The sequence below is a fragment of the Sphingomonas sp. BK069 genome (assembly GCF_014193405.1).
Lineage (GTDB): Bacteria > Pseudomonadota > Alphaproteobacteria > Sphingomonadales > Sphingomonadaceae > Sphingomonas.
Map to the genome: position 1 here is coordinate 266151 of NZ_JACHZH010000003.1, position 26295 is coordinate 292445.

General features: G+C 70.5%; 27 protein-coding genes and 1 tRNA gene. 16 read left to right on the plus strand and 12 right to left on the minus strand.

Annotated elements, in window-relative coordinates:
- Positions 1 to 31: 31 nt before the first annotated feature.
- The 3 genes from FHY02_RS12540 to FHY02_RS12550 all read left to right on the plus strand — a co-directional run bounded on the left by FHY02_RS12540 (position 32) and on the right by FHY02_RS12550 (position 4217).
- A complete protein-coding gene (locus tag FHY02_RS12540) occupies positions 32 to 682 on the plus strand; it encodes a methyltransferase domain-containing protein (protein ID WP_183922971.1) in 651 nt (216 codons plus the stop codon).
- Positions 664 to 1746, plus strand: a complete 1083-nt coding sequence (locus tag FHY02_RS12545; RefSeq protein ID WP_183922506.1) for an FAD-dependent monooxygenase — start codon at positions 664 to 666, stop codon at positions 1744 to 1746. The genes FHY02_RS12540 and FHY02_RS12545 overlap by 19 nt, the downstream gene beginning before the upstream one ends.
- A 281-nt stretch (positions 1747 to 2027) precedes the next feature.
- On the plus strand, positions 2028 to 4217 hold the full coding sequence (locus FHY02_RS12550; RefSeq protein WP_183922508.1) for a transglycosylase domain-containing protein: 2190 nt from the start codon (positions 2028 to 2030) through the stop codon (positions 4215 to 4217).
- Here FHY02_RS12550 and FHY02_RS12555 read toward each other — a convergent pair.
- Genes FHY02_RS12555 through FHY02_RS12565 form a run of 3 tightly spaced genes read right to left on the minus strand, consistent with a single transcriptional unit; the run spans position 4163 to position 5914 of the window.
- Positions 4163 to 4885, minus strand: a complete 723-nt coding sequence (locus FHY02_RS12555) for a YgjP-like metallopeptidase domain-containing protein (RefSeq protein ID WP_311731828.1) — start codon at positions 4883 to 4885, stop codon at positions 4163 to 4165. The two genes, FHY02_RS12550 and FHY02_RS12555, sit on opposite strands and share 55 nt — an antisense overlap.
- A 7-nt stretch (positions 4886 to 4892) precedes the next feature.
- Complete coding sequence (locus FHY02_RS12560; protein ID WP_183922510.1) at positions 4893 to 5336, minus strand: YcgN family cysteine cluster protein; 444 nt, start codon at positions 5334 to 5336, stop codon at positions 4893 to 4895.
- Positions 5324 to 5914, minus strand: coding sequence for an SCO family protein (locus FHY02_RS12565; protein WP_183922512.1), 591 nt, complete (start codon positions 5912 to 5914; stop codon positions 5324 to 5326). The genes FHY02_RS12560 and FHY02_RS12565 overlap by 13 nt, the downstream gene beginning before the upstream one ends.
- 75 nt (positions 5915 to 5989) lie before the next feature.
- Here FHY02_RS12565 and FHY02_RS12570 point away from each other — a divergent pair, with 75 nt between their 5' ends.
- On the plus strand, positions 5990 to 6595 hold the full coding sequence (locus FHY02_RS12570; RefSeq protein ID WP_183922514.1) for an ankyrin repeat domain-containing protein: 606 nt from the start codon (positions 5990 to 5992) through the stop codon (positions 6593 to 6595).
- Positions 6596 to 6831: 236 nt separating this feature from the next.
- Here FHY02_RS12570 and FHY02_RS12575 read toward each other — a convergent pair whose 3' ends face one another.
- Positions 6832 to 7320 (minus strand): MmcB family DNA repair protein, encoded by a 489-nt coding sequence (locus tag FHY02_RS12575; RefSeq protein WP_183922516.1) that lies wholly within the window; start codon positions 7318 to 7320, stop codon positions 6832 to 6834.
- A gap of 104 nt (positions 7321 to 7424) precedes the next feature.
- Between FHY02_RS12575 and pdeM the strand changes: the two genes are divergently transcribed.
- Positions 7425 to 8102: a ligase-associated DNA damage response endonuclease PdeM gene (gene pdeM, locus FHY02_RS12580; RefSeq protein ID WP_183922518.1), complete on the plus strand. Its 678-nt coding sequence runs from the start codon at positions 7425 to 7427 to the stop codon at positions 8100 to 8102.
- On the opposite strand, the gene FHY02_RS12585 is transcribed toward pdeM, so the two are convergent.
- Both FHY02_RS12585 and FHY02_RS12590 read right to left on the minus strand, forming a co-directional pair.
- Positions 8064 to 8783 (minus strand): HAD family phosphatase, encoded by a 720-nt coding sequence (locus tag FHY02_RS12585; RefSeq protein WP_183922519.1) that lies wholly within the window; start codon positions 8781 to 8783, stop codon positions 8064 to 8066. The genes pdeM and FHY02_RS12585 overlap by 39 nt on opposite strands.
- Positions 8780 to 9460 (minus strand): YggS family pyridoxal phosphate-dependent enzyme, encoded by a 681-nt coding sequence (locus tag FHY02_RS12590; RefSeq protein ID WP_183922521.1) that lies wholly within the window; start codon positions 9458 to 9460, stop codon positions 8780 to 8782. The genes FHY02_RS12585 and FHY02_RS12590 overlap by 4 nt, the downstream gene beginning before the upstream one ends.
- Before the next feature lie 52 nt (positions 9461 to 9512).
- Between FHY02_RS12590 and FHY02_RS12595 the strand changes: the two genes are divergently transcribed.
- The gene (locus FHY02_RS12595; RefSeq protein ID WP_183922523.1) at positions 9513 to 10007 is read left to right on the plus strand and encodes a thiamine phosphate synthase; all 495 of its coding nucleotides are present in this window, start codon (positions 9513 to 9515) and stop codon (positions 10005 to 10007) included.
- Positions 10008 to 10014: 7 nt separating this feature from the next.
- Here FHY02_RS12595 and FHY02_RS12600 read toward each other — a convergent pair whose 3' ends face one another.
- Entirely contained in the window at positions 10015 to 10707 is a 693-nt protein-coding gene (locus FHY02_RS12600; RefSeq protein ID WP_183922525.1) for a dienelactone hydrolase family protein, read from the minus strand.
- Between the two features lie 121 nt (positions 10708 to 10828).
- Here FHY02_RS12600 and FHY02_RS12605 point away from each other — a divergent pair, with 121 nt between their 5' ends.
- The 6 genes from FHY02_RS12605 to FHY02_RS12630 are packed head-to-tail and all read left to right on the plus strand — an operon-like array spanning position 10829 to position 16364.
- Positions 10829 to 11062: a DUF6489 family protein gene (locus FHY02_RS12605; protein ID WP_183922528.1), complete on the plus strand. Its 234-nt coding sequence runs from the start codon at positions 10829 to 10831 to the stop codon at positions 11060 to 11062.
- Positions 11063 to 12337 (plus strand): tRNA uridine-5-carboxymethylaminomethyl(34) synthesis GTPase MnmE, encoded by a 1275-nt coding sequence (gene mnmE / locus FHY02_RS12610; protein ID WP_183922530.1) that lies wholly within the window; start codon positions 11063 to 11065, stop codon positions 12335 to 12337. It begins immediately after the preceding gene.
- Between the two features lie 10 nt (positions 12338 to 12347).
- Positions 12348 to 14060, plus strand: a complete 1713-nt coding sequence (gene mnmG / locus FHY02_RS12615) for a tRNA uridine-5-carboxymethylaminomethyl(34) synthesis enzyme MnmG (RefSeq protein ID WP_183922532.1) — start codon at positions 12348 to 12350, stop codon at positions 14058 to 14060.
- Positions 14057 to 14665 carry a 16S rRNA (guanine(527)-N(7))-methyltransferase RsmG gene (gene rsmG, locus FHY02_RS12620; RefSeq protein WP_183922535.1) on the plus strand — a complete coding sequence of 203 codons (609 nt, stop codon included), beginning with the start codon at positions 14057 to 14059 and terminating at the stop codon, positions 14663 to 14665. The genes mnmG and rsmG overlap by 4 nt, the downstream gene beginning before the upstream one ends.
- On the plus strand, positions 14665 to 15447 hold the full coding sequence (locus FHY02_RS12625) for a ParA family protein (RefSeq protein ID WP_221198618.1): 783 nt from the start codon (positions 14665 to 14667) through the stop codon (positions 15445 to 15447). Before rsmG ends, FHY02_RS12625 begins: the two co-directional genes overlap by 1 nt.
- Positions 15444 to 16364, plus strand: coding sequence for a ParB/RepB/Spo0J family partition protein (locus tag FHY02_RS12630; protein WP_183922537.1), 921 nt, complete (start codon positions 15444 to 15446; stop codon positions 16362 to 16364). Before FHY02_RS12625 ends, FHY02_RS12630 begins: the two co-directional genes overlap by 4 nt.
- A 179-nt stretch (positions 16365 to 16543) precedes the next feature.
- On the opposite strand, the gene holA is transcribed toward FHY02_RS12630, so the two are convergent.
- Genes holA through FHY02_RS12650 form a run of 4 tightly spaced genes read right to left on the minus strand, consistent with a single transcriptional unit; the run spans position 16544 to position 21031 of the window.
- The gene (gene holA / locus FHY02_RS12635; protein ID WP_183922539.1) at positions 16544 to 17557 is read right to left on the minus strand and encodes a DNA polymerase III subunit delta; all 1014 of its coding nucleotides are present in this window, start codon (positions 17555 to 17557) and stop codon (positions 16544 to 16546) included.
- Positions 17554 to 18084: an LPS assembly lipoprotein LptE gene (gene lptE / locus FHY02_RS12640; RefSeq protein ID WP_183922541.1), complete on the minus strand. Its 531-nt coding sequence runs from the start codon at positions 18082 to 18084 to the stop codon at positions 17554 to 17556. Before lptE ends, holA begins: the two co-directional genes overlap by 4 nt.
- Positions 18081 to 20582 (minus strand): leucine--tRNA ligase, encoded by a 2502-nt coding sequence (gene leuS, locus FHY02_RS12645; protein WP_183922550.1) that lies wholly within the window; start codon positions 20580 to 20582, stop codon positions 18081 to 18083. Before leuS ends, lptE begins: the two co-directional genes overlap by 4 nt.
- A gap of 14 nt (positions 20583 to 20596) precedes the next feature.
- Positions 20597 to 21031, minus strand: a complete 435-nt coding sequence (locus FHY02_RS12650) for a DUF3576 domain-containing protein (RefSeq protein ID WP_183922552.1) — start codon at positions 21029 to 21031, stop codon at positions 20597 to 20599.
- A 195-nt stretch (positions 21032 to 21226) separates the two neighbouring features.
- Between FHY02_RS12650 and FHY02_RS12655 the strand changes: the two genes are divergently transcribed.
- The gene (locus FHY02_RS12655) at positions 21227 to 21952 is read left to right on the plus strand and encodes a hypothetical protein (protein WP_311731829.1); all 726 of its coding nucleotides are present in this window, start codon (positions 21227 to 21229) and stop codon (positions 21950 to 21952) included.
- A 271-nt stretch (positions 21953 to 22223) separates the two neighbouring features.
- Here the strand turns inward: FHY02_RS12655 and FHY02_RS12660 are convergent.
- A tRNA-Gln gene (locus FHY02_RS12660) sits at positions 22224 to 22297 on the minus strand.
- A 149-nt stretch (positions 22298 to 22446) separates the two neighbouring features.
- On the opposite strand from FHY02_RS12660, the gene FHY02_RS12665 reads away from it, so the two are divergent.
- From FHY02_RS12665 to FHY02_RS12675, 3 genes are all read left to right on the plus strand, one after another.
- Positions 22447 to 23484 (plus strand): Ppx/GppA phosphatase family protein, encoded by a 1038-nt coding sequence (locus FHY02_RS12665; protein ID WP_183922554.1) that lies wholly within the window; start codon positions 22447 to 22449, stop codon positions 23482 to 23484.
- Between the two features lie 25 nt (positions 23485 to 23509).
- A complete protein-coding gene (locus FHY02_RS12670) occupies positions 23510 to 24187 on the plus strand; it encodes an RlmE family RNA methyltransferase (protein WP_183922556.1) in 678 nt (225 codons plus the stop codon).
- A gap of 480 nt (positions 24188 to 24667) precedes the next feature.
- Positions 24668 to 26194 carry a peptide chain release factor 3 gene (locus FHY02_RS12675; RefSeq protein ID WP_183922558.1) on the plus strand — a complete coding sequence of 509 codons (1527 nt, stop codon included), beginning with the start codon at positions 24668 to 24670 and terminating at the stop codon, positions 26192 to 26194.
- The last annotated feature ends 101 nt before the right edge of the window (positions 26195 to 26295 follow it).

A 26295-nucleotide genomic window follows, 5' to 3' on the forward strand; every position in this document is an offset into this window, starting at 1 on the left:
GCTCGCCGAGCGGCGGATCGCGGACGAGCTGATGGACGCGGACGACCTCGCGCCCGAGATCTATGCGGCGGTGGTCGCCGATCTCGCCCGGGTCAATGTCGTGACGCTCGCCGCTCGCCCCACGCTGGCTTTCCTGCGGCGCACCTGCCGCCCGGGCGGACGCTACCGGCTGCTCGACGTCGGTTACGGCGACGGCGACATGCTGCGGCGGATCGCGCGCTGGGGCGAGCGGCGCGGGGTCGCCCTCGAACTCGTCGGCGTCGACCAGAACGAGCGCAGCCGCGCCGCGGCGCTGGCGCACAGCCCGGCCGGGCTCGCGGTCGACTGGCGCGTCGGCGACTATCGCGCGCTCGGCGACGAGCCGTGGGACCTCGTCATCTCCAGCCTGGTGGCGCACCATATGACGCGCGACCAGCTGATCGCCTTTCTCGCCTGGATGGAGCGGCACGGGCGCGTCGGTTGGCTGGTCAACGACCTCCACCGCCACGCTGTCGCCTACCGCGCCTGGCCGCTGCTGGCACGCGGCTTCGGCTGGCACCCGATCGTGCGCCACGACGGCCATGTCTCGATTGCGCGCAGCTACCGACCCGACGAGTGGCTCCCGCTGCTCGCCGCCGCGGGCGTGCGCGACGCGCGCGTCTACCGCGCCTTTCCGTTCCGGCTGTGCGTCGAGCGCCGCTGATCCTGGGCGGCGGGCCCGCCGGTGCGGCGGCGGCGATCACGCTGGCGCAGGGCGGTACGCGCGCGCTGGTGATCGAGCGCACGCGCGAGACCGGTGACGCTTTGTGCGGCGGCTTCCTCAGCTGGCGCACGCTGGCGGCGGTGGAGCGGCTTGGGATCGACCCCGACGCGCTCGGCCCCGCGGTGGTTCGCCGCGTACGCCTCTTCGCCGCGGGGCGCGTGGTTGAGGCACCGCTGCCAGCGCCCGCGCGCGGCGTCTCGCGTCACCGGCTCGACTCGCTGCTGCTCGCGCGCGCAGTGGCGGCGGGCGCGGCGGTGGAGCGGGGGGTCGCGGCGCGCGCGGTGGAGGACGGTGCGGTGCGCACTGCCGACGGCGCGCTGCTGGCGAGCGAGGCGCTGTTTCTCGCCAGCGGCAAACATGACGTGCGCGGCAGCGCACGGCCCGCACCGAAAGGTGATCCGTCGCTGGGGCTGCGCACGCGCCGCGCCGACTCACCCGCGCTGGCGCGGCTGGTCGGCGACGCGGTCGAGCTCCACCTGTTCCGCGGCGGCTATGCGGGCGTGGTGCGCCAGGAGGACGGCAGCACCAACATCTGCCTCGCGTTACGCCGCTCGCGGCTGAGCGCGGCGGGGACGCCCGCGCGCCTGCTCGAGATGCTAACGGCAGAGGCGCCGGCGCTGGGCGAGCGGCTCGGCGACGCGGCGCACGGCGCGATCGAGGCGGTCGCCAACGTGCCCTACGGTTGGCGCGCGCGGCCAGGCGAGACCGGCCTGTTCCGGCTCGGCGACCAGGCCGCGGTGATCCCCTCGCTCGCCGGCGAGGGGATGGGAATCGCGCTGGCGAGCGGTATCAGCGCGGCGCGAGCGTGGCACGACGGCGGCGCGCTGGCGGCGGCATCGTGGCAGGCGCGCTTCGCCCGCCGCGCGGGGGCACCGCTCGCCGTGGCCGGGGCGGTGCGCGCGCTGGCGGAGCATCCGGTGCTCGCCGCGCCGCTGCTGGCGCCGCTCGCCCGCGCCGGATTGCTCGAGACGCTGGCGCGCTGGACGCGGATCGGGGGCGAGTAGGCGCGTGGCGGCGCTTCGAGACGAGGCTTCGACGAGCTCAGCCTCTCCTCAGCGCGGACGAAGAAATGTCTGGATAGGCAGAGTATAGGACGGCGCTGCCCTTCCCGTTTGTGCTGAGGAGGCGCTGAGCCTGTCGAAGCGCCGTCTCGAAGCACGCCGGACGCCGCAAGCGAGCGAGGCGCGCGTCGTCGCCGCGCTCCCCCGATCACCGCGGCGAGTTAATCGCGCGCCAATCCGCTTGTTAAGCCTGGCTCAAGCCACTATCCGCCAGGGCCGACGCCATGGCCCGCGCCCCCTCCCGCACTTCCCGCTCGCGCCCGGCGCGCTCCCCGTGGCGGCGGCGGCTGAGCGTCGCGCTCAAGACGCTGCTGGCGCTCGCCGTGCTCGCGGTGGGTGCGCTCGTCGTGGCGGTGTATATCGCGCGCTCGCAACTGCCGAGCTTCGAGTCGCTCAAATCCTCTCCCAACGGCCAGATGGTGCGCGTCCACGCCGACGACGGCAGCGTGCTGGTCTCGCTCGGGCCGAGCTACGGCCAGTGGCTGAGCTACGATCGTATTCCCGCGGTGATGACCGACGCGACGATCGCGGTGGAGGACCGACGCTTCCGCAGCCACGTCGGGGTCGATCCGATCGGGATCGCCCGCTCGGTCGGGGTGCGCTACGAGCGCGGCCACTGGGTGCAGGGCGGCTCGACCATCACGCAGCAGCTCGCGCGCACGGTCTTTCTCAACAACCAGAAAAAGTTCGGTCGCAAGTTCCGCGAGGCGATCCTGGCGCTCGCGCTGGAGCGCAAGTTCAGCAAGGACCAGATCCTCGAGCTGTACCTCAACAAGGTCTATTACGGCGGCGGCGCCTACGGCATCGACGCGGCGAGCCGCAAATTCTTCGGCCATGGCGCGAGCCAGCTGAGCCTCACCGAGGCGGCGGTGATCGCGGGGCTGGTCAAGGCGCCGTCCAATTACTCCCCCACCGCCGACGCCGAGGCCGCGGTCGGTCGCGCCGGCGTGGTGATCCAGCAGATGGTGCGCAACGGCTTCATCACGTCGAGCCAGGCCGCCGCCGCCGATCCCAACGACGTCCGCCTCGCGCCCGCGCCGCGGCAGAACAGCGTGCGCTATTTCACCGACTGGGCACTGCCCCAGCTGGAGCTGCTGATCGACGAGACCGAGCGGCCGCTCGAGGTCTGGACCACGCTCGACCCGGCGATGCAGCGCGCCGCCGACGAGGCGGTCCGCGCCAACGCTCCCGCGGGCGCGCAGGGCGCGCTGGTCGCGCTCGATCGCGACGGGTCGGTGCGCGCGATGGTGGGCGGCACCGACTATGTCACCTCCAACTACAATCGCGCCACCAAGGCGCAGCGCCAGCCCGGCTCGGCGTTCAAGCTGTTCGTCTATCTCTCCGCGCTCGAGGCCGGGCGTACGCCCGAAGACCGCGAGGTCGACGAGCCGGTGACGATCGACGGCTGGAGCCCGCGCAACGACTCGCGCCGCTTCTCGGGCGAGGTCACGCTGCGCACCGCCTTCGCCTTCTCGCTCAACACGATCGCGGCCAAGCTCGGCTATGCGGTCGGCTTCCAGACGGTGGCCGACATGGCGCGGCGCTTCGGCATCACTACCGCGGTCAACACCCATCCCTCGATGGTGCTCGGCACTTCCGAGGTGCGGGTGATCGACATGACCCGCGCCTTCGCCAGCGTCGGCAACAAGGGCGTGGCGGTGACGCCGTTCGGGATCACGCGGGTGACCGCCGAGGGCGAGGAGATCTACCGCCACGAGGTCGATCGCAGCCACGTGCTGGTCGCGCCCAACGTCGCGGCGCAGATGATCGACCTGCTCCAGACCACGGTCAATACCGGAACCGGCCGCGCCGCGCAGATCGGCCGCCCGGTGGCGGGCAAGACCGGCACCACCACCAGCAGCAAGGACGGCTGGTTCCTCGGTTTCTCCTCGGGGCTGACCACCGGCGTGTGGATGGGCCGCGACGACGCCAAGCCGGTCGGCGGGCTGCACGGCGGCACCGCGCCGGCGCGCGCCTTCGCGCAGTTCATGCGCCAGGCGGTGGCCAATCGCCCGATCGAGCAGTTCGACACGCAGGTGACGCTGCCCGAGGCGCAGCTCGAGCCCGACGCCGAAAGCTATTATGGCGCGCCCGACAACAGCAGCTTCGTCGGCGACGACGGCCTCGCGATCGATCCGGGTGCACCGGCCGAGCCGCAGGCGCCGGTGTTCGGCCCCGAGCGGCCGGTGGTGCAGCCGGTGCCGCGCGGGCGCGAGGACGATGCCGGACAGGATGACGGTGCCGACCCGCGTGACGCGCCGCCACAGGCGCCGGCGCAGCGGCTCGACCAGGACTGGCTCGATCGAGTGACCGGTCGGCCCCAGCGCGATCAGGGCCGCGACCGCGCCCCGCCGCGCGCTCAGCCGCCGCGCGCGACCTCAGGCGACCCGTCGGGCGATCGCCCGTACCAATGAAGCGCGGCGCCGTTGGCGCGTAGCCAGGCGCGCTCGGGCGCGGGGTCGCGTCCGTAGAGTTGGGCGACCAGAGCGTGGAAGCGCGGCGAATGATCCATGTGGACGCGGTGCGCCACCTCGTGCGCCGCGGTGGCGCGGCGCACCGCGCGCGGCGCCAGCACCAGCCGCCAGCTGTAGCGGATCGCGCCGTGGTGCGCGCAGCTGCCCCAGCGCCCGCGCGGGTCGCCGACGCTCACCGCGCTGACCGTCACGCCGGCGAGCGCGGCATAATGCGCGGTATCCTTTTCGAGCAGCGCCAGCGCGGCGCGCCGCAGCCATGCCGCGACGCGCCGCTCGACCATCTCGGCCGGGCCGCCGACGGTGAGCAGGTCGCCCTCGACCCGCGGCAGCCGCGGTGCTTTCTCTTGCCAGACGATCGTCAGCGCCGCGTCGTCGACCTCCAGCGTCGCGCCGGGCACGAACGGGCGCGGTCGCGGCAGCAGCGCGCGCTGCGCGTCGAGCCAGGCGCGTTGCCCGACCGCCCAGGCCAGCGCCTTGGCGGCGGAGGCGCGCGGCGGCAGCGTCAGCCGCACGCGCCCGCTGGTCGGATCGAACGAGAGCTTCGTCCGCCGCGCGCGCGCGTTACGGACCAGCTCGATCGAGTCCGCGGGGATCGTCGCGCCGGTCACCGCCGGATCACAGCTCCCGGTCGACGATATGATGCTCGAGGTCGCCCGCGTCGTCCTCGCTGATCGTCCAGCCGCGCACCGACTCGCCCGCACGGTGCACCGCCTCGCGGTCGCCGCTGACGAGATAATGCCAGTCGGGCAGCGCCTCGCCGTTGGCGCGCAGGCGATAGGCGCAGGTCGAGGGCAGCCAGTCGATCGAGTCGACGTTGCTCGTCGTCAGCCGCACGCACTCGCTCACATAGGCGCGGCGGTGGCGATAGTTGGAACATTGCCCGCTGCGTCGGTCGAGCAGGCGGCAGGCGACGTTGGTGGCGACCAGCTCGCCGGTGTCCTCGTCCTCCAGCTTGTGCAGGCAGCATTTGCCGCAGCCGTCGCACAGTGCCTCCCATTGCGCGCGGTCGAGCCGGTCGAGCGGCACGTCCTCCCAGAAACGCCCCGTCAGCGCGCCCATCGCGTCACCTCCTCGGCGATCGCCTGCGGCGGCCCCTCGGGCAGCAGTGCCAGCGGCTTGCCCTGCGGATCGAACAGATAGATCTGGCGGCTATGGTCCATCAGATAGCCGTCCTCATTGCCCTTGCCGCGGGCGTAATAGATGCCGAAGGTCTTCGTCGCGGCGGCGATCTGCTGCGGCGTGCCGGTCAACCCCACCAGCCGCGGGTGGAAGGCCGAGACGAAGCGCTTGAGCGCGGCGGGCGTGTCGCGCGCGGGGTCGACCGTGACGAAGATCGGCGTGATCCGCGCGGCCAGTGCGGGGTCGCTCTTCTCGATCAGCCGCAGCCCCGCGGCGATGTTCTGCACGTCGGTGGGGCAGACGTCGGGGCAGAAGGTATAGCCGAAATAGACGATGCGGTACTGGCCGGCGAAGTCGCGGTCGGTCCGCGCGCGCCCGTCCTGGTCGGTCAGCGCGAAGGCACCGCCGATGCGCGCGCCGGCGAGCGGCGGGGTCGCGGCCGGCTCACTCGAGCAGCCCGCGGCCGCTCCGGCCAGCCCGAGCGCGAGCGCGGCGGCGAGGTGACGACGCATGTTCATGGTGGCGGCAGATGTGATGCGTTATAGCGCTGCCCGCAACCCTTTCCGCTCCGCCGACGCGAGACCGCCCGACCCATGATCCGCCGCCTGCTCCCCGCCGCCGCGCTGTTGCTCCCGCTCGGCACCCTCCCCCTCCCCGCCGCGGCGCAGCAGCAGTCGCAGAGCTACAAATTCCTCGAATCGATCCGGAAGGGCGACGGCAATGCGGTGATCGCGACGCTCGACCAGCCCGGCCAGACGATCATCAACACGCGCGATGTCACCACCGGCGAGGGCGCGCTCCACATCGTGGTCAAGCGCGGTGACTCGGCCTATCTACGTTACCTGCTCGCCAAGGGGGCCGATCCCAATCTGCGCGATCGCGAGGGCGAGACCCCGATGATGCTCGCGGTCCAGGCCGGACAGCCCGAGATGGTGCAGATCCTCGCCAACGCCAAGGCCAATGCCAATCTCGCCGACGGCAGCGGCGAGACCCCGCTGATCCGCGCGGTGCAGCGCCGCGATCTGTCCCTGGTACGCGCGGTGCTGGCGGCAGGAGGCAACCCGGACCAGCCCGACAATGTCGCGGGCATGTCCGCGCGCGACTATGCCAAGCGCGACACGCGCTCGACCGCGATCGCCAAGGTGCTCGACGAGACGCCGGCCAAGACCCAGCGTGCGGTGGCCGGCCCGCGGATGTGAGCGGCGGAGCGGGGCGCGAGGGCGTTCGTCGGCCCATCGGCCGGGACGCGGCGCCGCCCCCGCCCTTCCCTCCTTGCGTCGTCCCGGACTTGTTCCGGGATCCACGGTGCCACGGACCCACCAGCCTGTAGGGGCGCGGACGGGAGGGCTTGGCACAAGTCGGGATGACGGAAGAGCGCGCGTGCGCTGAGGGTCGACGGCCGACCGGTGACGCTCGCGACCCCGGCATCCGCGGCTCAGAAGCCCTGCACCGCCTCGGGATCGTGCGCCGCGATCAGCCGGCGCGCGGCGCGGCGCGCGAAGGCGAGCGTGCAGCGCTTGCGCACGTGCGCAGGCAACGGCTCGGTCCGCGCCTCCCGCACGATCGCGGCGTCGTAGCGGTCAGCGACGATCAGCCCGGTACGCTCGGGCAGGAAGGCGGCGCCGTCGATCGGCGCGGCGTCGAACCCGGCCGGCACCGCCCAGTAGAAGCGGTCGCAGTGCGCGAGATAGTCCTGCCACTTGGCGTCGCCGAGCAGGTCGGCGCGCGACACCTTGATCTCGACGATCACCAGCTGCCCGCGCTGGTCGAGCGCCATCAGATCGGCGCGCCGTCCGCCATCCAGCGGCACCTCGGCGATCGCGGTGAGTCCGTGGCGCAGCAGCATCCGCGTCACGCCGCGCGCGACATCGGCGGCACACATCGCGCCGGGTGCGTCGACGCAGGATTCGGGTGTGGTGAGCATGCGCCCATGATAGAACATCCCGCGAACGCTGGCAAAGCCCCGAAGCGTGGGCGGGTGCATGCAAGTGGTTGAACGCGCGCGCCGCCTCGGGCATGGACGACGCGATGGTTCCCGTTCCGTTCGCCGCCCTCGCCTTCGCCGGGCACGACTGGTGCGCGCTGCCGCAAGGCGCGCTCTACTGGCCGGCGCGACGTGCGCTGCTGGTGGCCGACCTGCACCTCGAGAAAGCGAGCTGGTATGCGCGCGGCGGGCAGATGCTGCCACCCTATGACTCGATCGCGACCCTGACCGACCTGGCCGCGCTGGTCGACTCGCTCGCGCCGGCGGAATTGTGGTGCCTGGGCGACAGCTTCCACGACGTCGAGGGATGCGACCGCCTCCCCGTCGACGCCCGCGCCCTGCTCACCCGCCTCACCGCCGCGACGCGCTGGACCTGGATCACGGGCAACCACGACCGTGTCTACGTCGACCGCTGCGGCGGCGAGACGGCCGACGAGGCGCTGGTGGACGGGGTCGTGCTGCGCCACGAGGCGGCGCGCGGCGAGACGCGGCCCGAGCTGTCGGGCCATTTCCATCCGAAGCTGCGCGTGCGCGTGCGCGGCAAGCTGGTGGCGCGGCGCTGTTTCATCGCCGGCCCGCGCAAGCTGATCCTTCCCGCCTTCGGGGCGCTCACCGGCGGCCTCGACGCGACCCATCCCGAGATCGTCCGCGCCGCGGGTGGTCCCGCCGAGGCACTGGTCGCTCTACCCGATCGGCTGCTGCGCTTCCCGCTCGCCGCCTGAACGCAGCCGGGTCAGCAGCGCGGCGACCTCGTCATAGTCGCGTGCGATCGCGTCGACCCCGATCGCGCGGAGCCGCTCGGCGTGATCGGGCCCGCAATGCGACGCCGCGACCAGCCCGATGACATAGGCGCCGCTCGCCACCGCCCCGGTCGCGCCGACGGGCGAGTCCTCGATCACCGCGCAGCGCTCGATCGGCACGCCCAGCCGGGCCGCGCCATGCCAGTAAAGATCGGGCGCGGGCTTGCCGCGTGCGACATGCTCCGCGCCGGAATAGAGATGGCCACCGAACGACTCGAGCAATCCGAGATGCTGGAGGTGCGTGCGGATCCAGCGCACGCGGCTCGACGACACCACCGCACGCGGCAGCTCGGCGGGTAGCGACCGCACGAACGCCGCCGCCCCCGCTACCTCGGCGATCCCCTCGATCAGGCAACGCTCGTCCTCGGCCTGGCGCGCGGCGCGGAAGTCCGCGGGCAGCGGGCGCCCGATCCAGCGCTCCACCGCGCCGGTGAAGTCGGTGCCGGACAGACCCATGAACTGCGCCATCGCCTGCTCGGGCGAGGTCGGATGGCCAGCAGCGGTGAGATAATCGGCGAGGTGGCGGTTGCCACTCGCCTCGCTCTCGATCAGCACGCCGTCGAAATCGAACAGCAGCGCCTCGATCGGCGACGCGGCGCTCATCGCCGCGCCCCGAACAGCGCCGAGCCGACTCGCACGTACGTGGCGCCCAGCGTCACCGCGGTCTCGAGATCGTCGGACATGCCCATGCTCAGTCCCTTCAGGTCGAGGTCGCGCGCGAGCTTGGCACAGAGCGCGAGATAGGGCGCCGGCTCGATCTCGGCGGGCGGGATGCACATCAATCCGGCGACCGGCAGGCCGGCGTCGCGCGCCTGGCGCAGCAGCGCGGGCAGCTCCGCGATCGCGCAGCCGCCCTTCTGCGGCTCGGCGCCGATATTGACCTGGAGGAAACAGTCGGGCGCACGGCCCTGCGCCGCGATCGCGCGCGCCAGCGCCTCGACCAACGAGGGCCGGTCGACCGAGTGGATCGCGTCCGCCAGCGCGACCGCATCGGCGGCCTTGTTCGACTGCAGCTGCCCGATGAGATGGAGTCGCGCGTCGGGATAGTCCTCGCGCAGCCACGGCCATTTCGCCTGCGCCTCCTGGACGCGGTTCTCGCCGAAGTCGCGGACCCCGGCGACGAGCAGCGGGCGGATCGCCGCGGCGTCATGCGTCTTCGATACCGCGATCAGCATCACGTCGGCCGGCGCGCGTCTCGCGACGCGGGCGGCATGCGCGATACGGTCGCGCACCGCGGCGAGCCGCGCCTCGGCGTCGCGGGAGAGGTCGTCCTGGATCATGCCCCGCGCTATAGGTGGCGCGATGCGTGCCCGCCACCCCGACCGCTGGTTGATGACCGACGAGCGCCAGGGCGAGGCGTTATGGCGCGCGCTGGAGCGGCTGCCGCGCGGCGGCGGGATCGTCTTTCGCCATCACGCCACTCCCACAACCGAGCGAGCGCGGCTCTTCGCGCGGGTCGCGGCAGTGGCGCGCCGCCGCGGGCTGGTACTGGTGCGCGCGGGCGCGCCCCGCTTTCGCGGCGAGCGCGGACGTCACGGACGGCGCGGACCTGGGCTGGTGACCTGGCCCGCGCATACGCGTCGCGAAGCCATCGCGGCGGTTCGGGCAGGCGCGACGCTCGTCTTCGTCTCACCCGTTTTCGCCACGCGATCGCACCCAGGCGCGCGCGCGCTCGGTCCGCTCCGCGCCGCCGCCATCGCGCGCGGGCTGCCCGTCGCGGCGATCGCGCTCGGCGGGGTCGACGAGCGCCGCTATCACCGCCGGCTGCGCGCGCTCGGCTTCGCCGGCTATGCGGCAATCGACGCTTGGGGCAGGCCCACCGGCTGAGCGCGCCTTAGCCGATATGTTCGGCGAAGAAGGCGGCCGTACGCTCGTCCGCCCGCTCGGCGGCGGCGTTCGAGCGACGCCGGCCGAACTCGGTCGCGAAGCCGTGATCCTCGCCGGCATAGTCATAGAGCGTCACGCGCGGGTGATCGTCGAGCCCCTCGTGCATCGCCCGCTGGGTCGTCGCGTCGACGAACCCGTCCGCGCCGGCGATATGAAGCAGCAGCGGGCGTGCGATCGCATGCTTCTCGCCGAGCAGACCGTCGATCCCCACCGCATAATAGCCGACGCTGGCGTCGACGTCGGTGCGGGCCGCGGTCATGTAGGCCAGGCGACCGCCCAGGCAGTAGCCGACCGCACCGACCTTCCTGCCGCTCTCGGCGCGCGCGTAGCGGATCGCCGCCTCGATGTCGCGGACGCCACCGTCCTGATCGAAATCGCCCATCAGCGACAGCGCGCGCTCCATCTCGGGCGCGACATCGGGATCGAGCTCGATCCCCGGCGTGATCCGCCAGAACAGATCGGGCGCGACGGCGAGATAGCCGGCCTCCGCCAGCGTGTCGCACTTGCGGCGGATACCCGCGTTGATACCGAAGATCTCCTGGATCACGACGATCGCGCCGCGCGGCGTGCCGGCGGGATCGGCGCGATAGGCGGGCATGTCACCGCCGTCGAGCGCGGTGATGGTAGCGAGGGCGGTCATGCGGGGGCTCTCTCCTGGCGCCCGGCGCGCTGCCCCGCGGACATTGCGGAGCCTCGACGATCCCGGGCATAAGCGGCGCCACGCTATCGCGCCCATCGGGCGCGCTCAAGGAGCCGCGGCGATGAAGGTGACGATCGAGCTCGACTGCACCCCCGAGGAGGCGCGCCGGATGATGGGCCTGCCCGATCTTACTCCGTTGCACGATCTGTACCTCTCGCGCATGCGCGAGGCACTCGACGGCCGCGTCGCTCCCGAGACCGTGGCGGCGATGATGCGCAGCTGGACCCCCGTGGGCGACGCTGGAATGGATTTCTGGCGCCAGCTTTTCGTAGCCAACAACGGCAAGTCGGGCTGAGTGGGCGATGACACGATCTACGCGCTGTCGAGCGGCGCGCCGCCCGCGGCGATCGCGGTCATGCGAGTCAGCGGTCGCGACGCGCGGGCGGCGGCAGCGGTGCTGGCGGGGGCGCTGCCCCCACCCCGTCGCGCCGGCGTGCGAACACTGCGCGGCGGCGACGGCACTCCGCTGGACCGCGCGTTGGTGCTGGTGTTCCCCGGGCCAAACAGCGCGACGGGTGAGGACCTCGTCGAGCTACATCTTCATGGCGGCCGGGCGGTAGTCGCGGCCGTCGGCGCCGCGCTCGCCGCTCAGCCAAAACTCCGTCAGGCCAGACCGGGCGAGTTCACGCGCCGAGCCCTGACGAACGGTCGGATCGACCTCCATCAGGCGGAGGGGCTCGCCGACCTGCTCGAAGCAGAGACCGAGGATCAGCGGCGTGCCGCGCTGGCGGCAAGTGACGGCGGACTGGGCGAGACGCTCGCTCGCTGGATGCGCGCGCTCAGCGATGCAGCTGCCATAGTTGAGGCCGCGATCGACTATGACGAAGAGGCGGACGTGAGCGGCGGCCACGCCGATGCGTGGCGCGCGATCGTCATGGCCGTGCGTGACGAGATGGTCGGGTTGCTCGCGCAACCGACGGTAGAGCGGCTGCGCGATGGCTTAATGGTAGTACTTGCCGGGCCGCCGAATGCGGGCAAGTCATCCCTGTTCAATGCGCTCCTTGGTCGGGACGCGGCGATCGTGACGCCGATCGCCGGTACAACCCGCGACGTAATCGAGGCACAAGTGATCCGCGCGGGGATACCCTATCGTCTGTGTGACACCGCGGGGCTCACCGATGCCACTGAAAACGTTGTGGAGCAGATCGGTGTCGAACGCGCGCGCGCGCTGAGTGCTCGGGCCGACGTCATCCTGTGGCTCGGCGAAAGCGGTTCAGCGCCGCCAGGTGCGGTACGGGTGGCGGCCAAGGCCGATTTGGCGCTCAGCCGCAACGCAGACATCTCTGTGTCGACACACTGGCCTGAATCAATCGACCATCTGTGGGAGTTCCTTGCCGCGACGGGGCGCGAACAGCTGGCGTTCACTTCCGAGATTGCCTTACGAGAAGCGCAGCGAGGCGCAGTCAACGACATCGCTAGCGCGCTCACGCGCTCACTGCATCACACCGATCCGCTCGTAAGCGCGGAGGAATTGCGCGTTGCGCGACGGCGCCTCGCAGGTCTAGTGGGACTGGATGCGACCGAGGCGATGCTAGACGCGCTGTTCGGACGCTTCTGCCTCGGCAAATGAGTTGTTCCACGTGAAACACTATGATGTTGTGGTGGTCGGCGGCGGTCACGCCGGCACCGAAGCCGCCGCAGCCGCCGCGCGCCGCGGTGCAGCAGTCCTTCTCGTCACACAACGTGCCGCGCAGATCGGCGTCATGTCATGTAACCCGTCGATCGGTGGCGTCGGCAAGGGGCATCTGGTCCGCGAGATCGATGCCTTGGACGGCCTGATGGGCGTCGCTGCCGACGATGCCACGATCCATCGAAGAATGCTCAACCGGTCTAAAGGCCTCGCGGTACAGGGACCTAGGGTTCAAGCCGATCGACGACTATACCGAGGATCGGTCCAGGCGCAGCTTCGTGAGTACGCCTCGCTGACGATCATCGAAGACGAGGCGATCGAGTTGGAGACGATAGGCGGCTCGATCGCCGGCGTCCGGTTTGACAGCGGTCTTTCGGTACGAGGTCGCGCCGTGGTAATTGCTACCGGCACGTTCCTCGGCGGGCGGCTCTTTCGGGGGACCGAGCGGCTTGATGGCGGGCGCATCGACGAACGGCCGAGTCATCGGTTGAGCCAGCAATTCCGCTCGATGGATCTTCCGATCACGCGATTGAAGACGGGAACACCACCGCGGCTCGACGGTCGAACGATCGACTGGAGCCGGCTCGAACGTCAATCAAGCGACGAAGACATGTGGCGCATGTCGTTTCTGCCATGCCCTCGCCGGTCCCTGCCCCAGCTCTCCTGCGCGATCACGCGCACCAACGAGCGTGGGCACGACGTCATACGCTCAGGGCTTTCTGACTCTCCCCTCTTCTCCGGTGCGATCGAGGGTGGCGGCCCGCGGTACTGCCCGTCGATCGAGGACAAGGTGCACCGCTTCGGCGACCGCGACGGGCACCAGATCTTCCTTGAGCCTGAAGGGTTGGATGATCACGTCATCTACCCCAATGGCATCTCGACCTCGCTCTCGCGCGACATTCAGGAGCGGCTGATCGCGACGATCGCCGGGCTCGAGCGTGCCCGCATCACCACCTACGGCTATGCGGTCGAATATGATCATCTCGATCCACGCTCATTGGATCACCGACTGGGGCTGCACGACCTTCCCGGTCTGTTCTGTGCGGGTCAGATCAACGGGAGCACGGGATATGAGGAAGCCGCCGCACAGGGTTTGATCGCCGGACTCAACGCGGCGGCGCACGCGCTTTCGCTCGACTCCTTCGTCTGTGATCGCGCGGCCAGCTATATGGGAGTCATGGTAGATGATCTGGTGCTGCAGGGTGTAAGTGAACCCTACCGGATGCTCACCGCGCGCGCCGAGTACCGTCTCGCGTTGAGGGCGGACAACGCGGAGACGCGGCTCACCGGGCTCGGTGTCGCGGCGGGAGCGATACGGGAGCAGCGGCGTGCATCGTTCGAGCGGCGGCAGGAGATGCGCGTTCGTGCCAGAGCCGGAGACCGACGGGAGATCGATCCCGACGTGTATCGCGAGGTCGAGGAAGACGCGCGCTACGCACCCTATCTCGAGCGACAGGCCGCGGAGATCGCCAGAATGCGCGCTGATCGCGATGTCACCATTCCTTCGCCCGAGACGCTGCACGCCGTACCCGGCCTTTCTACAGAGATGATCGAACGCCTGAGCATCGCACGCCCAACGACCTTGGACGAGGCGTCCCGAGTGCGAGGTATTACACCCGCGGCGTTGTCGGCTCTTTGGCTGCACGCACGGAAAAGCGCATGACCGAGGAAGAAGCGCGGGCCTGGGTCGTCACCCGCTTTGACGAGGCCGCGGCGCGACGGCTTGATCGCTTCGGGGCGCTGGTGATCGAGGAAAACGCGAGACAGAATCTGATCGCCCCCTCGTCCGTGGCGACGACGTGGTCGCGCCATCTGCTCGATTCCGCCCAGCTTCTTCTCCTTGCCAGACGCACGGGCGACTGGCTGGACGTCGGCACCGGAGCCGGCTTCCCCGGTATGGTCATCGCGCTGCTGAGTGAGCGATCGGTCACCCTGGTCGAGCCGCGCGCCAGGCGCGTCGAGTTTCTCACCGCCGCCGTCAGCGAGCTTGGACTCACCAACGTGAACGTTGTGAGGGGTAGAGCCGAGACCCTCCCCCCTCACCTGTTCGCGGTGATCTCAGCGCGCGCAGTCGCCTCTCTCGAGGATCTCCTCGGCATGACCCGCCACCTCCGCGACGCGAGCACGCGGCTCGTTCTACCGCGTGGCCGCAGCGGTGCTGCCGAGATTGATCTCGCTCGCTCTCGATGGCAGGGTGTGTTCCACGTGGAACACAGTCTCACTGACGCTGAATCACTCATCGTCATCGCTGACGGAGTATCTGTCTGATGTTCTGCATCGCCATTGCCAATCAGAAGGGCGGCGTCGGGAAAACTACCAGCGCGATCAACGTCGCTACGGCCTTGGCCGCCTCTGGCCAACGGGTCTTGCTGATTGATCTCGACCCTCAGGGAAATGCTTCCACTGGGCTTGGCATCGCGCAGGCGCAGCGCGAGCGCTCGACCTATGACGTACTGCTCGACGACGCCGGGCTGGCCGAGGCAGCAGTACCGAGTGGTATCCCTCAGCTCGACGTCATTCCCGCGACCGTCGACCTGTCGGGTGCCGAGATCGAGCTCGTCGAGTCGAGTGATCGCACGCACCGCCTCCGCCGCGCGATCGATCGCGCCGACCGGAGCTGGGATGTCGTGCTGATCGACTGCCCACCCTCGCTCGGCCTACTCACGATCAACGCCATGGTAGCGGCCGACGCGCTCCTTGTTCCGCTCCAGTGCGAGTTCTTCGCGCTCGAGGGGCTCAGCCAGCTGCTCAACACGGTCGAGCGGATCCGATCGCGCTTCAATCCCTCGCTCTCGATCCTGGGCGTGGCGCTCACGATGTACGATCGTCGCAACCGGCTTACCGAGCAGGTCTCGGCGGACGTGCGGGCAGTGCTCGGCAAGGTTGTGTTCGACACCGTTATACCCCGCAACGTCCGCTTGTCGGAGGCGCCGAGCCATGGCCTGCCGGCGCTGATCTATGATCATCGCTGTAGCGGCTCGGAAGCTTATATCGCACTGGCGCGTGAGCTGATCCAGCGTCTGCCGCGAGAGGAGAATGTAGCAGCATGAGTGATGCAGGAGCGCGACGCGCGCGCAGCGGTCTCGGGCGCGGGCTGAACGCCCTGCTGGGTGACGTGGCGCAGGACGAGCGTGACGCCGGCGAGGCGCCGGCGCGTGGCGCGGTGCGGATGATCCCGGTCTCGGCGCTCGCGCCGCACCCGGAGCAGCCGCGACGCCACTTCGACGAGGCCGCCCTCGATGAGCTCGCCGCCTCGATCGCAGAACGCGGCGTTATCCAGCCGATCATCGTGCGCCCGCACGGTCACGACTATCAGATCGTCGCGGGCGAGCGCCGCTGGCGCGCGGCGCAGCGCGCCCGCCTGCATGAGGTGCCGGTCGTCGTCCGCGAATATAGCGACAGCGAGACGCTGCAGATCGCACTGCTGGAGAATATCCAGCGGCAGGATCTCAACGCGATCGAGGAGGCGCGCGCCTATCAGCGGCTGATCGACGAGTTCGGCCACACGCAGGACGCGCTCGCGCGCGCGGTGCACAAGTCGCGCAGTCACGTCGCCAATCTGCTTCGCCTGCTCGACCTGCCCGACGAGGTCCAGTCGCGCGTCGTGAGCGGCACCCTGACGATGGGGCATGCGCGTGCGATGGTCAGCGCAGAGGACCCTATCGCACTGGCCGATCAGGTCGTGACACAGGGTCTCTCGGTCCGCCAGACCGAGAAGCTCGCCAGTAGCGACAAGCGCGGTGGCAGCGCGGCGCCCCGCACGACCCCCGGCGGCGCGCGCGCGATGGCGGCGACGAGTGGGGGTAGCGCCGATATCGCCGCGCTGGAGAACCAGCTCGCCGACCTGCTCGGGCTCAAGGTGCATATCGCGTTCAACGAGGACGGCCGCGGCTCGATCACGCTCGATTATAGCTCGCTGGAGCAACTCGACATGGTGTGTCAGCGGCTGAGCGGCGAACGGATCTGATCCACCGGATCTGATACTGCTCTCTCGAACTCCGAGCGTGACGGCAGCTTGGGAAAGCCACGTCAGCACCAAGCGACCGTAGGCGCCCGCGCGCGCCGGAGCACGGTCCGGCCTGGATGGCGGGGTCGCCGGTGCAGCGGGCCCGCGATCTCCGCCCGCCGCCCCGGCCCACGCCTCCCCTAGCGCGCCACCCGCTGCGCGAGCCGCAGCAGGAAGGTCTCCATCACCACGCGTCCGGCCGGCCCTGCGGCGATCACCTCGCGCTCGGTGCGTCGGGCCGCCGCGAGCGCGGCCGCCAGCGCGGGCACGCGCCAGCGCCGCAACGCCGCGGCGGTGCTCGCCTCCTCGCGCCAGAAGACGCGGTGGCGCTTCATCACCTGATCGACGGCCTCGCCCGAGTCGATCGCCGCGCGCATGTCCGCGAGCGACAGCAGCCGCCGACCGAGCGCGCGCAGCAGCGGGATCGGCGAGCTGTCCGCCCCAGCCATCCGCCGCAGCCCCTCGACCAGCGCGGGTACGTCGCCGCCGGTCACGGCGAGCACCACGTCGCCGATCTCCCCCTCGGCGATATCGGCACCGATCGCGTCGAGCGCCTCCTCGTCGGCGTCGGCAGGGCGATCCGGCGCGGCGTCGAGGTAGAGCGCGAGCTTCTCCACCTCGCGCGCCATCACCGCGCGATCGCCGTCGCTCGCGCGGACGATGCGCTGCACGGCGGTGGGCGCGATCCGCAGCCCCTCCGAGCGGCCCAGCTCGGCCACGACCGCGGCCGCGTCGCGCGCGTTGGGGGGATAACAGGCGAAGGCGAGCGCGCGATCCGAGTCGATCGCTGCCTTGACCAGCTTGCCGGTCGCCTTGACCGACGGCGCGATCACCACGACCGGGTTGCCCGCCCGCTCGAGATCGAGCAACGCGGCGATCGCCTCGAGCACCTCCTCGCCCGCGCCGGTGACGCGGATGTAGCGAGGATCGCCGAACAGTGAGATCGCCGCCGCCTCGTCGCTGAGACGCGCCGGATCGCTGCGCAGCGTCGCACCATCGAGATCGACGCGCTCAGCGCCCTGCCCCAGGGCCCGCCCCAAGCGCGCGACATGGGCCTGGGCGGTCGCCTCGTCGGGACCGTGGAGTAGATAGAGGCGGAGGTCCGCCGGTGGCCGGTCGAGCGCGGCGATGAGCCGCGCCTCGGTCGCCTTCATGGTGCCGGCGGCTGCGTCCGCCGCGCATAGAGCGCCAGCCGCGCCACGATCTGGTCGGCCACCGTCTCGGACAGTCGCTCCAGCGCGGTGTTCTCGGCCGCGATCGTGGCATATTCCGAGCCGACCACGTCGATCCCCGCATCCGAGCCCGCGGTGGCGTCGACCACCACCGTGCCCTGCGCGGCGTCGATCAGCTGGTAGCGCGCACGCAAGGTCCGCCGCTCGCGCGCGATCGAATCGTCGGTCCGCGTGCCGAGGCCGACGATATCATCGTCGAGCCGTACGGTGAGCCGGTATCTGGCGGCGCTGCCGCCCTGCCCCATCGCCCCGAGCCGGTCGCGCAGCGCGTTGGCCATCAGCCAGCCCGATTTCCCCTGGATCGGCGCGACGTCGACGCTGCCCAGCGTCGCCGCGACCGGGCCGGACGTGCCACCGGCGTAGAGCGGCTTGAGCCCACAGCCCGCCAGCGCGAGCGACAGCGGCACGATCAGGCCGGGCAGGAAGAAGCCGGGCAGCGCGCGGGTCATGCGACGACGTTGACCAGCCGGTCGGGCACCACGATCACCTTGCGCGGCACACGCCCCTCGAGCAGTCGCGCCACCTTGTCGTTGGCGAGCGCCGCGGCCTCGACGTCCTCGCGCGCGAGCCCTTTCGGCAGCGTCAGCGTGTCGCGCAGCTTGCCGTTGACCTGGATCGCGACGGTGACCTCGTCCTCTACCAGCAGCGCGGGATCGACCGCTGGCCAGGGCGCGTCGGCGACCAGCCCCCCGCCGCCGAGCAGCGCCCAGGCCTCCTCCGCGATGTGCGGCACCATCGGCGCGACCAGCTGGACCAGCGTGCGCACCGCGGCGTCGCGCGAGGCCGACGGCGCCGCTTTCTCGATCGCGTTGACCAGCTCGTACAGCTTGGCCACCGCCTTGTTGAAGGACAGCGCCTCGACGTCGGCGGCGACCCCCGCGATCGTCTGATGCAGCTTTCGGTCGAGCGTCGCGTCGGCGCTCTCGCCCGACGCACCCTCGCCGAGCGCGTCGAACAGCCGCCACAACCGCTGGACGAAGCGCCACGCACCCTCGATGCCGTTCTCGCTCCACTCCAGGTCGCGCTCGGGCGGCGAGTCGGAGAGCATGAACCAGCGCACCGCGTCCGCGCCGTACTGATCCACGATCGGCGCGGGGTCGACCGTGTTCTTCTTCGACTTGGACATCTTCTCGACGCGCCCGACCGTCACCGGCGCGCCGGTGGCGAGCTCGACCCCGCCGCTGATCTCCTCGGGTGCCAGCCAGCGACCGTCCGCGGCCTTGTAGGTCTCGTGCGTCACCATCCCTTGGGTGAACAGGCCGGTGAACGGCTCGGCCAGGTCGATCAGCCCGACGTGGCGCAGCGCGCGAGTCCAGAAGCGCGCGTAGAGCAGGTGGAGGATCGCATGCTCGACCCCGCCGATATATTGGCCCACCGGCAGCCAGCGCTCGGCCTGCTCGCGGTCGAACGGCCGATCGTCGGGCTGGCTGGCGAAACGGATGAAATACCAGGACGAGTCCGCGAAAGTGTCAAGCGTGTCGGTGTCGCGCAGCGCAGCGCCGCCGCATTGCGGGCACGCCACGTGCTTCCACGTCGGGTGACGCTCGAGCGGATTGCCCGGCACGTCGAAGCTGACGTCCTCGGGCAGCGCGACCGGCAGTTGCTCGCGCGGCACCGGCACCTCGCCGCAGGCGGCGCAGTGGATGATCGGGATCGGCGTGCCCCAGTAGCGCTGGCGGCTGACCCCCCAGTCGCGCAGGCGGTAGACGGTGGAGCCCTGCCCCCACCCCTCGCGCTCGGCGCGCTCGATGACGACGCGCTTGGCATCCTCAACCGCGAGGCCGTCGAGGAAGTGCGAGTTCACCAGATGACCCGAGCCGGTATAGGCCTCGATGCCATCGAAGGCGGGATCGATGCGCTCGCCGTCGGCGACGACGCGGCGGATCGGCAGCGCATATTTGCTGGCGAACTCGAAATCGCGCTGGTCGTGCGCGGGCACGCCGAACACCGCGCCGGTACCGTACTCCATGAGCACGAAATTGGCGATGTACACCGGCAGCTCGCCCGCGCCGAGCGGGTGCGCCGCGGTGAGCCCGGTATCGTAGCCGAGCTTCTCCTGCGTCTCGAGCTCGGCTGCTGTGGTGCCGCCCTGCTTGCAGCGCTCGATGAAGGCGGCGGCCGCGGGATCGCGCGCGGCGAGCGCCTGCGCGATCGGATGATCCGCCGCGACCGCGACGAAGCTGGCGCCGAAGATCGTGTCCGGCCGCGTGGTGAAGACCTCGACGCTGTCGCCGTCGCTCAGCGTGAAGCGGAACTGCAGCCCCTGGCTCTTGCCGATCCAGTTCTCCTGCATCAGCCGGACCTTGTCAGGCCAATGCTCGAGCGCACCGAGGCCGTCGAGCAGCTCGTCGGAGAAGCGGGTGATGCGCAGGAACCATTGCGACAGCTTGCGCTTCTCGACCAGCGCGCCCGAGCGCCAGCCGCGCCCGTCGATCACCTGCTCGTTGGCGAGCACGGTCATATCGACCGGGTCCCAGTTGACCGCCGACTCCTTGCGATAGACCAGGCCCGCTCGATAGAAGTCGAGGAACAGCGACTGTTCGTGGCCGTAATAGCTCGGGTCACAGGTGGCCAGCTCGCGCGACCAGTCGAGCGCGAAGCCGAGCCGCTTGAGCTGCGCCTTCATCGCCGCGATATTCTGGCGGGTCCACTCGCCGGGATGGACCTTCTTCTCCATCGCGGCATTCTCGGCCGGCATGCCGAAGGCGTCCCACCCCATCGGGTGGAGCACCTCATGCCCCGTCATCCGCCGGAAGCGCGCGAGCACGTCGCCCATCGTGTAGTTGCGCACGTGCCCCATGTGGATCTTCCCCGAGGGATAGGGGAACATCTCGAGCACGTAGCTGCGCGGCTTGGGGCTGTCGTCGCGCGCCGCGAAGGTCTGCGACTCGTCCCACACCTGCTGCCAGTGCGTGTCGGCCTTGAGCGCGTTGAAGCGTGACGCCATCGTGGGTCGATGCCTCAGCCGGTGATCGCGCCGCGACGCAGGTCGCGCGCGCGGGTGAGGATAATGTCCTCGAGCTTCTGCGTCGTCGCGGCCTCGACCGGCGCCGCGATCCACTGGCCGCCGCGGCTGATCTCGCGCAGCGCGGCGACGCGGACGGCGTCGGCGCGCAGATCCTGGTCGAGGATCGAGACGGTCACCTTCATCCGCTCGGTCGGCACCTGCGGGTTGACGTACCAGTCGGTGACGATGACACCGCCGTTCGAGTCGGTCTGCAGCAGCGGCATGAAGCTGAGCGTGTCGAGCGAGGCGCGCCACAGGTAGCTGTTGACGCCGATCGTGGTGACCTTGGACGCGGCGAGGTCACCCTCGGGGCGCGCCGCCTTGCCGCCGCAGGCGGACAGGGCAAGGGCGGCGAACAGGCCAACCGCGAGGCGCGAGGGGCGGAGCATCGGCAAGGTCCTTCAGGGCGAAAACGGGGTATCGCGCCTGCTCTACCCGCCGCCCTGTCGCCGGGCAAGCGCGCCTCATTGTGGACATAGTGCAACAGAGTTTCCGAAAAGAGCCAGCGGCCCGATGGACAAGGAACGGAATCCTGTTACGCCCGCTCCAGAGGCCGGCGTGCAGACTCGCCGGGCATAAAAGGGGTGGACGAGGTCGTGGCCGCAGGACGCCACATCGCAGCATGTGTCTCGGGGGCCACATTGGTCGCCGCGCTGCTGGCTGTGCCCGCGTTGGGGGCTCCCGACGCGGCGCCCAAGTCGGCGCGCCGCGACGCCGGGCTGCCGCGACTCGCGGGATCGTTCACACCGTCAGCCGCCGACCCCAAGCTCGCGGCGCTGTTCGCGCGCGGCGGGCTCGACGCCAGCGGTTTTCGCTTCACCCCATCCGAGTCGCGCAGCGGCAATCGCGCCGTCACCGTCGCGGTCCGCGCGCGCTCGTCGGCGACCGCGCGCGACGAGGCAAGGCTCGTCTCGGCGACGCCCGCCACCGTCGGGGTCGCGCCAATCGCGTACAATCTCGGGGTCGCGGTGGGGTGGAAGCGCTTCGCCGTCTCGGGCGATCTCGCCAAGGTCGATCTCGGCGCGCTGCCGGGCGGGCGCGAGGCCGCCGACGTCGCGCTCAGCTACTCGGCGAGCAAGTGGACCGGGCGCGTCAGCGCCAGCAGCGACCGCGCCTTGCCGGGCGCCGCACGCGCCGTGGCCGAGCCGCAATCCTACTCGCTCGACGTCGGCGGCAGCTACTCGCTCACCCGCAACCTCGATCTGACCGCGGGCATGCGACTGAAGAGCGAGCGCGACCGGCTGACCCGGATCGACGACGAGCGCCGCGACAGCCAGGCGGTGTACGTGGGGACGGCGTTCCGGTTCTGAAGTGACCGATGGGGTCGGTTACGCGTCGGCTTGTGCTGCGCTCGAGCGTCGCCGTCCTTCCGCGCTGGCGATGAGCCGTCCGCTCGCAGGGCCACCATCCGACCGCCGTCGCATCCCGCGCCGCATCTGACCAGTAGCGAAGGGAGCCACGCGGCCGGGCTTGCTGATGTTGCACTCAAGCGCTGATGTTGCGTTAAGGCAACGCTCGATCGCTCGCGCGCTCGCCCTGAAAGGCGGTATTAGCGCATCATCACGTCGGCCGTCAGGTAACTGGATGCCCCGCGTGGATTCGAACCACGATTGACGGAGTCAGAGTCCGTAGTCTTGCCGTTAGACGACGGGGCAACAGGGGGGCGCAACTAGAAGGCGCACGCGGCGCTGTCAATGGCCGCCTTGCCGCTCGTCGCCGCAGCGTGTAGCGTTACCATCAAGCACCGGGTGATCGCGCGTCGCGCGCGGGTCGCGTCCGGAAGAGATGAGAGAGTCAGACGGCAATGGTGGACTTCCCCGCCCAATTGCCGCGCCGGCAGGGAGACGACCCTGCCCGTTCGGCCCGACCCCAGCCGCGTCCCGCGCGCGGCGGCGCGCGCCATTATGCCGCGCTCGACCTCGGCACCAACAATTGCCGGCTGCTGATCGCACGCCCGCACGGCGACGGCTTCGCGGTGGTCGACGCCTTCTCGCGCATCGTCCGACTCGGCGAGGGGCTGGCGCACAACGGCGCTCTGTCCGACGCGGCGATCGAGCGCACCATCGCCGCGCTGCGTGTCTGCGCCGACAAGCTCCGCCGCCGCAACGTCACGCTGGCGCGCTCGGTCGCGACGGAGGCCTGCCGCCGCGCCAGCAACGGCACCGACTTCATCGCGCGCGTCCGCGCCGAGACCGGCATCCACCTCGACATCATCTCGGCGGAGGAGGAGGCACGGCTGGCCGTGCTCGGCTGCCACGCCCTGCTCGAGCCGGGAACCGGCCCGGCTCTGGTGTTCGACATCGGCGGCGGCTCGACCGAGCTGGTGCTGATCGACGCCGACACTACCGTGCCGGTGGTGCGCGACTGGCATTCCGCGCCCTGGGGCGTCGTCTCGCTCACCGAGAGCGCGGGCGGCGGCGCGTCGGTCGAGGAGCGGGAGCGCGCCTACAAGCGGATGCGCGCGCTGGTGGCGGAGAGCTTCGCGCCCTTTGCCGCGCGGCTGCCGCGCCCGGCGACACCGCCGCGGCTGCTCGGCACCTCGGGCACGGTGACGACGCTCGCCAGCGTCCACCTGGGCCTGGAGCGCTACGATCGCTCGCAGGTCGACGGGCTGATCGCGCCGGCCGCGGCGATGCGCCAGATCAGCCAGGAGCTGGCGGCGATGTCGCTGGGTGAGCGCGCGCAGCTGCCCTGTATCGGTCGCGAGCGCGCCGACCTCGTGGTGGCGGGCTGCGCCATCCTCGAGGGAATCCTCGACCTGTGGCCGGCGGAGCGGCTCGGCGTCGCCGACCGCGGCATCCGCGAGGGTATCCTGCGCCGGCTGATGGAGACCGAGGCGTGACTCACGTGATGGGACCTAGCGACGCGTGAGGGGCACGGGAGCGGGACGCCAACGCGTCAAGACCGCGCGCAACCGCAGCGCGCAATCCACCCGCTGGCTCGAGCGCCAGCTCAACGACCCCTATGTCCGCCGCGCCAAGGCCGAGGGCTATCGCAGCCGCGCAGCCTATAAGCTGATCGAGCTGGACGAGCGGTTCGGGCTGCTCAAGGGCGTGAAGCGCGTGGTCGATCTCGGGATCGCGCCGGGGGGGTGGAGCCAGGTGGTGCGGCGCCAGGCGCCGGGCGCCGCGGTGGTGGGGATCGACCTGCTGCCGGTCGACCCGATCGACGGCGTCACCATCTTCGAGATGGACTTCATGGCCGATGAAGCGCCGGGCGAGCTGATGGCCGCGCTGGGCGGCGCGCCCGATCTGGTGCTGTCCGACATGGCCGCCAACACGGTCGGGCACCCGCAGACCGACGCGCTGCGCACCATGGCGCTGGTGGAGACCGCGCTCGCCTTCGCGATAGACGTGCTGCGGCCGGGCGGGACCTTCGTCGCCAAGGTGTTCGCGGGCGGCGCCGATTCGGCGCTGGTGGCGGAAATGAAGCGCAATTTCACCGCGGTGAAGCACGCCAAGCCGCCCGCGAGCCGCAAGGGATCGGTCGAGTGGTTCGTGGTGGCGCAGGGGTTCAAGGGTCGCGGCGAGCCGGCGGAGGAGTGAGGGTGGCGGCAGGCGCGCCCGTTCATCCGTGGGAGCCCCCCAGGCGCACAGCCTAAGCTCGCGCTCGTATCAGCGCGCGAAGTGCTTCGGGACGCCGCTTCGACGAGCTCAGCGGCTCCTCGGCACGAACGGGGGAGCGGAGCACGGAGAAGCGGAGCTGTGCCGCCTCAACATACGTGGCGACACACTCTGACCGTTCGCGCTGAGGAGAGGCTGAGCCTGTCGAAGTCTCGTCTCGAAGCGCCGCCGCGACGGAGACAAGCGCGCGCCAGCCATCCACCGTGCCGCCCCTGTCCCACATCGCCGCGCTTTGCTATCGAGACCCGCCGCGGGGCGCTCCCTCGCCTCACCGCCCCTTCCTGCCACCGCCGCCCATCCGCCACCGACTCAACATTCGCGCTTCCGCCAGAGCCCGACACCGTTCAGCGACTCAACTTTCTCAACATTCGCGCCGCGCGCGCCCCGATCCGGACCCCCGCAATGACCTCCCCCCGCCGCACCTTCGCGATCATCTCCCACCCCGACGCGGGCAAGACCACGCTGACCGAGAAGTTGCTGTACTTCGGCGGCGCGATCCATCTCGCCGGCGAGGTCAAGGCGCGAGGGCAGAACCGGCGCGCGCGCTCGGACTGGATGAAGATCGAGCAGCAGCGCGGTATCTCGGTCACCTCCTCGGTGATGACGTTCGAGCATGACGGCATCACCTTCAACCTGCTCGACACGCCGGGGCACGAGGACTTCTCGGAGGATACCTATCGCACGCTCACCGCGGTCGACTCGGCGGTGATGGTGATCGACGCGGCCAAGGGGATCGAGCCGCAGACGCGCAAATTGTTCGAGGTGTGCCGGCTGCGCTCGGTGCCGATCATCACCTTCGTCAACAAGGTCGATCGCGAGGGGCGGCCGGTGTTCGAATTGCTCGACGAGATCGCCGACATGCTCGCGCTCGACGTGTCGCCGATGAGCTGGCCGATCGGCATGGGGGGCGAGTTCGAGGGCGTGCTCGACCTCGCGTCGAACCGGATCAGCCGGCCAGAGGGCGACAGCCGGGCCTTCCTCGGCACGGTCGAGGACTCGCCCGCGCTGTCCGAGCGCTGGCAGGAGGAGATCGAGCTCGCGCAGATCGGCTATCCCGCCTTCGACCCCGAAGCATACCGCCACGGCGACCTCACCCCGGTCTATTTCGGCTCGGCGCTCAAGGACTTCGGCGTCGCGCAGCTGATCGCGGCGCTGGCCGAGCACGCGCCCCCGCCGCGTCCGCAGCCCGCCGAGCCAGCGCCGGTCGCGCCCGAGAACGACGAGGTCACTGGCTTCGTGTTCAAGGTCCAGGCCAACATGGACCCCAACCACCGCGACCGCATCGCGTTCATGCGGCTGTGCTCGGGCACGTTCAAGCGCGGCATGAAGCTGACGCCGACGGGCCACGGCAAGCCGATCGCGGTCCATTCACCGATCCTGTTCTTCGCGCAGAACCGCGAGGTGGCGGACGAGGCCTTCCCGGGCGACATCATCGGCATCCCGAATCACGGCACGCTGCGCGTGGGCGATACGCTGAGCGAGCGCGCCGACGTGCGCTTCACCGGGCTGCCCAACTTCGCCCCCGAGATCCTGCGCCGCGTTCAGCTCAAGGACCCGACCAAGACCAAGCAGCTGCGCAAGGCGCTCGACGACATGGCCGAAGAGGGCGTGACGCAGGTCTTCTACCCCGAGATCGGATCCAACTGGATCATCGGCGTGGTCGGGCAGCTCCAGCTCGAGGTGCTGCTGTCGCGGCTCGAGGTGGAATATAAGGTGGCGGCGGCGCTGGAGCCGGCGCCGTTCGATACCGCGCGCTGGGTGTCGGCGGAGGATCCTGCCGCGCTCAAGGACTTCATGGACCTAAACCGCGGTGCGATGGCGAAGGACCGCGACGGCAATCCGGTGTTCCTGGCGAAGAGCGCATGGGAAGTCGGCTATATCGCCGATCGTTACTCAAAAGTGCGCTTCGCCGCGACGCGGGAGCGGTGAGCGCGGCGCGTTCCACGTGAAGCCATCGTCGGCGCGGGGGCGTGCGTGATTCGGCGCGACCGCCCACGCCACCCGCCGCCATCGTGAGCTCGTCTCAGGAT